The following is a 6,511-nucleotide window of genomic DNA, read 5'->3' on the forward strand; positions in this document are numbered from 1 at the left end:
GAACCGAAAACAAAAGCTTTGCCTTATCTGGAGCTAGATTCTATGATGTTATCCCAGGTGGTGGAAGTTGCTCAACGGGTAGGCCAGAACGACATTAACAACACCCATATTCAGAACTGGGTACGAAGAAAATATCTCCCACATCCGCAGAAGAAAAAGTATTCCCGAGAGCAGGTCGCCAACATTCTTTTGTTAAATGATCTGAGAAATGTTTTATCTCTGGAAGAGGCTTCCCAATTATTAAGGTTTGTGAATTTGAACCTGGATGACAATTCCGATGATAGAATCAATCCGGCTAAGTTATACCGATACTATAGTGAGATCTTTGATCTTACCCAGAAGAATTGGGTTGCTTCTATTGAGCAATTGCCTAGGGAAGTTAACGAAGCACTAGCCGGTGAGGAGCTTACGGAAGAGGATAAGGATAAGGTGGCTGGGACCTTGGTCATTTTAAATCTTTTAGCACGAGCTAACCTTTATAAACAGATTGCCCAGCAATGGTTAAAGAATATTCCCCAGACCGGCACCCTCGAGGAAGAGTCCTAGCTTAGGCTGATTCATATTATAATAGAGAGGAGGGAAGAATTATGGTAACAAGTGGGATAGTGGCTCTAATTATTTTGGGTTTGAGCTTTCTATTTCTAGAGATCTTCATTCCCGGCGGGATTTTAGGGATTGCGGGACTGGTTCTCTTATCCACTGGGATTTTCCTGACAGCGGATTCCGTACTTCATGGTGTTGCCTATGTCAGTGCATTTCTACTCGTTTTAGGAATACTTTTCGCTTTAAGCTTTCTTTTTCCGCGCACCCGGCGCTTTTGGAAACGCTTTTCTTTGACCGCCCAGCAATCCAATCAAGAAGGTTATGTCGCTCCTACCGTAGATTTGGCAAGCTATGTAGGTTGCGAAGGAGTTGCTCTTAGTCCTTTACGCCCGGCCGGAACGGCTGATTTCGATGGCAGGAGGATTGATGTGGTAACCGAAGGAGGATTTATTGAGATTCATAGCCGGGTAAAAGTTATTGCCGTCGAAGGTACCCGGGTTATCGTCAGAAACATTTAAAATTTAGGAGGTGGAGCCCATTACGGGCGAATAGTATGATAATTGGAAACTTAGTACCTATTATTCTTCTCGCGTTAGCTTTTATTCTTATCAGTATTCTTCTCACCTTTATTCCCGTAGGTCTCTGGATCTCTGCTTTAGCAGCAGGGGTCAATGTCGGTATCTTTACCCTTGTCGGTATGCGGTTAAGACGTGTAACACCATCGAAGATTGTCAATCCTTTAATCAAAGCCCATAAGGCCGGTTTGAGTGTGACTACGGCCAAGCTGGAAGCCCATTATCTTGCCGGCGGTAATGTCGATAGAGTGGTCAATGCCTTGATTGCTGCCGAGCGTGCAGCTATTCCTCTCCAATTCGAAAGAGCCGCAGCTATTGACCTGGCCGGTCGTGATGTTCTGGAAGCCGTGCAGATGTCTGTTAACCCGAAAGTTATTGAAACGCCGATTGTTTCGGCAGTGGCTAAAAACGGTATTGAGCTGCGTGTTAAAGCTCGGGTAACCGTCCGCGCCAACATCGATCGTCTGGTCGGTGGTGCCGGAGAAGAAACTATTATCGCCCGGGTTGGGGAAGGTATCGTCACCAGTATCGGTTCCTCTCAATCCCATGAACAAGTACTGGAAAACCCCGATATGGTATCGCGCACAGTATTAGCTAAAGGACTTGATTCCGGTACAGCCTTTGAAATTCTCTCTATCGATATCGCGGATGTTGATGTAGGTAAGAATATCGGTGCCCAACTGCAAACCGACCAAGCCGAAGCTGATAAGCGGATTGCTCAAGCGAAAGCCGAAGAGCGTAGGGCGATGGCGGTAGCCAAAGAACAAGAAATGATCGCCTATGTGCAAGAGATGCGCGCTAAGGTTGTGGAAGCAGAAGCCGAAGTGCCTTTGGCCCTTTCCGAAGCTCTGAAAGAAGGAAAGCTTGGAGTCATGGATTATTACAATATGCAAAATATCATGGCAGATACAAGCATGCGCGAGAATATTGCCCGTACCAGCAGCCCCCAATCAGACCCCAACCCGAAAAAGTAGGGTGGTGAAGACCTAATGGATATATTTTCATTCTTGCCCATTATTATTTTTATCTACGCTATATTTACAATTTTCGGTTCAGATAATAAAAAACCCCAAAACCGGAGGCCTGACCGTGGTCGACCATCTGGCTCTCCCTATAATCGCCCTACTAACTTCCCACAACGGGAAACCAAATCTCCGCGGCCTAACTGGCGGGATATGTTTGAAGAATTGGAACGGGAGTTGTTCCCTAAAGAGATTCGTACCGATCAACCTTCCCGCACCACCACTCCCTCTCGGACTACCCCATCCGGTATCGGCAGGGAAGGTAGAGCCGCCTCTGAAGAATTTCATAGTCCGGAGGGCACCTGGGGAGTTGAGGGAACTAGCGGAGTAGAAGGAAGGGGAGGGTTAGAAGGCAGAGTTGAAGGTAGTTATGGCAGCGAGGGAACCTTTAATACTGAAAGAAAAAAGAGAACAGCAGGTATACCTAAAGCAGAGCTTCCCGTGCCAAAATCTACTCAAATCGAGAACCCTGTCTTAAATATCTCCCCTAACCCACTGGTCCAGGGCGTAATCTGGGCAGAAGTCCTGGGCAAACCACGGGCCCATAGCAAGTTGGCTTATAAGAGAAGAAGCTAGATTTTTGACTGAAAAATTAGATGCGTTAATCGAAATATCAAATTAGAAATTTGAGCTTATTATAAATCGCCAGAAGCATAGCTTAAGCAGCTATAGCCCTGGCGATTATTTTTTAAAATATTTTGGTTGATTTAATTGCCATAAATTATACAATAAGGATAGTTTTTAATGATTGTTAAAACCCATTTCCTTAAGTCTATGCTTGTGACTTATTTAGCTAAATTAAATATTTTAATCAGCATGCAAGACTCTGCTTACGCTTAAAGGAACAAGTTGGGCGGTATCGAGCTTACGCAATTCTGTATCGGCAATAAAATGCCAAGGGGGGTTATTTCTATGGGCAAAATCGTTTTGATTATTCTAGCGGTATTATTGGCCGTTGCCTTGGTTTTCGTAGTTGTTACATCGCTTGCCAAGGTTCAATTTAAGCAAATGGTAGCACAAGAAGTTGATCAATTTTACAAAGGTATAGAAAATGATCAGAATATTATTCAAGCTGAAGATTTCGCCGGACTGCCTCAGCCCGTTCAAAAATGGCTGAATCAATCCCAAATAATTGGCAAAGAGCGAATCATTGCGACCCGGACCAAACAAGATATCACCTTAAGGTTAAAAGCAGACCAGCCCTGGATGCAGGGAAAAGTGGAACAATATTTTAGAATTATTGAACCGGGCTTTATCTGGTTTGCAGACATTAAAATGGCACCGTTCTTCCATATCTCCGGAAGGGACAAATACATAGATGGTCATGGGCAAATGCTGATTAAAGTTCTTTCCTTGTTGACTGTGGCCGATGGTCAAGGTAAAGAAATCGATCAAGGAACCCTGTTACGTTATCTTGCTGAAATTATGTGGTCCCCCTCAGCGGCCTTAAGCGATTACATACAATGGCAGGAGATTAACGAAAATTCTGCCCAAGCTACTATGAGTTATCAAGGGGTAACTGCTTCCGGTGTATTTACCTTCAATGATCAAGGCGAGGTCCAGAGCTTCGAAGCCCGGCGCTATGGGGAATTTGATGGAGAATATCGCCTCGAGACATGGTCCTGTGTCGTACAAGAACATCAAGAGTTTAATGGACTTAAGGTTCCCTCTCAAGGTGACCTTATCTGGAAACTTGGCTCCGGGGATTTTCACTGGTATCATTTCCTAGTAAAAGAAATTGAATATAATAACCCTGCACGTTACTAAGCAAGTAGTCCCCACCGGTAAATCCGGTGGGGATTTTTAAGCTTCGGAGTATAGTCTGCGGGCGTACAAGGAAACCAGGGGCGTAGGCAACGTTGCAAAGTGCCATATCCCTCTACTCAGTGTTTTGCTATAATATGAAATAACTAATTACGATGGTTTAAAGTCTTTAACCTAAGGAGGCTTTACGTTGAAAGAGCAGAACTTTTCCAATAAAGGGTCTGAATTAATATCCCAAATCCCTATTATGGAAGATTTGATGGCAGCCAGGGAGACCTTCTGGATCAATCCTCATTATGGGACACCCAATATGGTCGATAAGCTTCCGGATGCCTCAGAAATCTGTGAAGCTGAGGAACGGTTACGCAGGTTTGCTCCGTATATTGCCAAAGCATTTCCGGAGACGATATCTTCCGGGGGATTGATCGAATCTCCCCTTATGCCCATCGAAAATATGCAAAGGTATCTGGAAAAGTACTACGGAGTAGAGATACCGGGCAAAATGTGGCTTAAAGCCGACAGTCATCTTCCTATTTCCGGCTCTATCAAAGCCAGGGGAGGAATCTATGAGGTGCTTAAGCATGCGGAAACCCTTGCCCTGCGGGAGGGACGATTAACTAAGGGAGAGGATTATGCCCTTCTTGCTGATTCTGCCTTTCGAGATTTTTTCTCTCAGTTTTCTATTGCCGTGGGTTCCACTGGGAATCTTGGTTTAAGCATTGGCGTCATCGGAGCGAAACTGGGCTTCAAGGTCACCGTCCATATGTCTGCCGATGCCAAAGAGTGGAAGAAGGAGCTTTTATGTTCCAAAGGGGTAAATGTAGTTGAATACGCTTCCGATTACAGCAAGGCGGTGGCGGAAGGGAGACGACAAGCAGAACTTGATCCTAATTGTCATTTTATCGATGATGAGAATTCCCTTGATTTATTTTTGGGCTATGCTGCAGCCGGACTGCGTTTAAGAGAGCAGTTTACAGAATTAAAACTATTAGTAAACTCCGATCATCCTCTTTTTGTTTACCTACCCTGCGGTGTAGGAGGGGGACCCGGTGGTGTAACCTACGGGCTAAAGGAGCTTTTCAAGGAAAATGTCCATTGCTTCTTTGCCGAGCCCACCCATTCACCCTGTATGCTTTTGGGCCTTGCCACTGGCCTTCACGACCGGATCTCGGTTCAAGATATCGGTCTGGATAATAAGACGGAAGCTGATGGACTAGCGGTGGGGAGAGCCTCGCGTTTTGTGGGCACAGCCATTGAGAACTTACTCAGCGGAGCTTATACTATTCAAGATAAAGAACTTTTTCGCCTGCTAACGGCTCTGGCTCAAACCGAAAACATTCAATGTGAGCCCTCTGCCTTAGCCGGTATGGCCGGTCCGGCTGGACTGTTGCTAAGTAAAGAAGGCCGCCAATATCTTAAAGATCAGGGGCTTGAGGAAAAGATAGGGCGAGGAACCCATCTGATTTGGGCTACCGGCGGCAGTCTCGTCCCCCCGGAAATCATGGCAGATTATCTGCAACGCGGGAGGGATGGCGAGGCGTCAATAACTGAACTATGATTAGTAAATGTGAATTGAGCAAAGAAACATGTAATAAGTACACCGTATTATAAAGATTTCATAGTTATGATGAGAGGATGATACCTATGTCCACCCAATCCCTAAAAACAAAAATTGTATTTTCCGACTCCTTTGATCCTTGGCATAATTTAGCCTTAGAAGAATTCCTCCTCCATAAGGTCGAGCAAAACCAAATCATCCTTTATCTTTGGCAGAATCAAAATACCGTGGTCATCGGGAGAAATCAAAATCCCTGGAAAGAGTGCCGCTGCACAGCCCTTGAAGAAGATGGGGGAAAACTGGCCCGCCGTCTGTCCGGTGGCGGTGCGGTTTTCCATGATTTGGGGAATCTTAACTTTACCTTTATTATGGATCGCAATCTGTATGATTTACATAAGCAACTGCAAGTGATTCTGGATGGCGTCAAAGCCCTCGGTATTAAAGCCGAATTTTCCGGTCGCAATGATCTAACAGTAGAGGGGAAGAAATTCTCCGGTAATGCTTTTTATTTTGAAAAAGATAAAGCCTACCATCATGGTACAGTTCTTGTCCATGTGGATGGGGAAAAAGTAGGGAAATACCTGCAAGTATCCAAAGAAAAAATGGCCTCCAAAGGGGTCCAATCGGTTCAATCGCGGATCACTAACCTGTGTAACTATGTACCGGACCTTTCAATTGACCAAATGAAAGAAAAGCTGAGCCTGAGTTTTCAAAGCCTCTACGGAGAGTGTACGGACCCCATACTCATCAAAAATACGGAAGTCGACCTAAAGTTACTTTATGAAAAGTACGCTTCCTGGGAATGGCGCTATGGCAAAACGCCGCAATTTGATCTTGTCTTAGAAACTCGTTTTCCTTGGGGTGGCATCGAACTGGGCTTAAGATTAAACAAGGGGTGTATCACCGAGTCTACTATTTACTCCGATGCTATGAATGCTAATCTTATTCAGGAGATCAGCGGCTGTTTCCTCAATAAACCATTTAATGGTGGAGATTTAGCCATGGCCTTAGATGCGGTCAATGTTCAACCGGAAGACAAAGTGGTTATC

The 6,511-nt window shown here is 45.0% G+C and carries 7 protein-coding genes; all 7 read left to right on the forward strand.

Going from position 1 to position 6,511, the window contains the following annotated elements:
- On the forward strand, positions 1-546 hold a 546-nt coding region (locus AC1U9U_RS14920; RefSeq protein ID WP_479961343.1), incomplete at its 5' end, for a DUF1836 domain-containing protein.
- Positions 547-587: 41 nt separating this feature from the next.
- Positions 588-1,061, forward strand: a complete 474-nt coding sequence (locus AC1U9U_RS14925; protein WP_479961344.1) for an NfeD family protein — start codon at positions 588-590, stop codon at positions 1,059-1,061.
- Positions 1,062-1,096: 35 nt separating this feature from the next.
- Positions 1,097-2,092, forward strand: a complete 996-nt coding sequence (floA, locus tag AC1U9U_RS14930; protein WP_479961345.1) for a flotillin-like protein FloA — start codon at positions 1,097-1,099, stop codon at positions 2,090-2,092.
- Between the two features lie 15 nt (positions 2,093-2,107).
- On the forward strand, positions 2,108-2,716 hold the full coding sequence (locus tag AC1U9U_RS14935; protein ID WP_479961346.1) for a hypothetical protein: 609 nt from the start codon (positions 2,108-2,110) through the stop codon (positions 2,714-2,716).
- Positions 2,717-3,052: 336 nt separating this feature from the next.
- Entirely contained in the window at positions 3,053-3,907 is an 855-nt protein-coding gene (locus AC1U9U_RS14940; RefSeq protein WP_479961347.1) for a DUF6544 family protein, read from the forward strand.
- Positions 3,908-4,094: 187 nt separating this feature from the next.
- The gene (locus tag AC1U9U_RS14945) at positions 4,095-5,462 is read left to right on the forward strand and encodes a D-serine ammonia-lyase (RefSeq protein WP_479961348.1); all 1,368 of its coding nucleotides are present in this window, start codon (positions 4,095-4,097) and stop codon (positions 5,460-5,462) included.
- An 86-nt stretch (positions 5,463-5,548) separates the two neighbouring features.
- On the forward strand, positions 5,549-6,511 hold a 963-nt coding region (gene lplA, locus AC1U9U_RS14950; protein WP_479961349.1), incomplete at its 3' end, for a lipoate--protein ligase.

It is taken from the genome of Desulfitobacterium sp., from assembly GCF_982384815.1.

Bases quoted from the DNA above. Each gene is read 5' to 3' on its own strand.
- AC1U9U_RS14925 (WP_479961344.1), top strand. From the start codon at position 588: ATGGTAACAAGTGGGATAGTGGCTCTAATTATTTTGGGTTTGAGCTTT.
- floA (WP_479961345.1), top strand. From the start codon at position 1,097: ATGATAATTGGAAACTTAGTACCTATTATTCTTCTCGCGTTAGCTTTT.
- AC1U9U_RS14935 (WP_479961346.1), top strand. From the start codon at position 2,108: ATGGATATATTTTCATTCTTGCCCATTATTATTTTTATCTACGCTATA.
- AC1U9U_RS14940 (WP_479961347.1), top strand. From the start codon at position 3,053: ATGGGCAAAATCGTTTTGATTATTCTAGCGGTATTATTGGCCGTTGCC.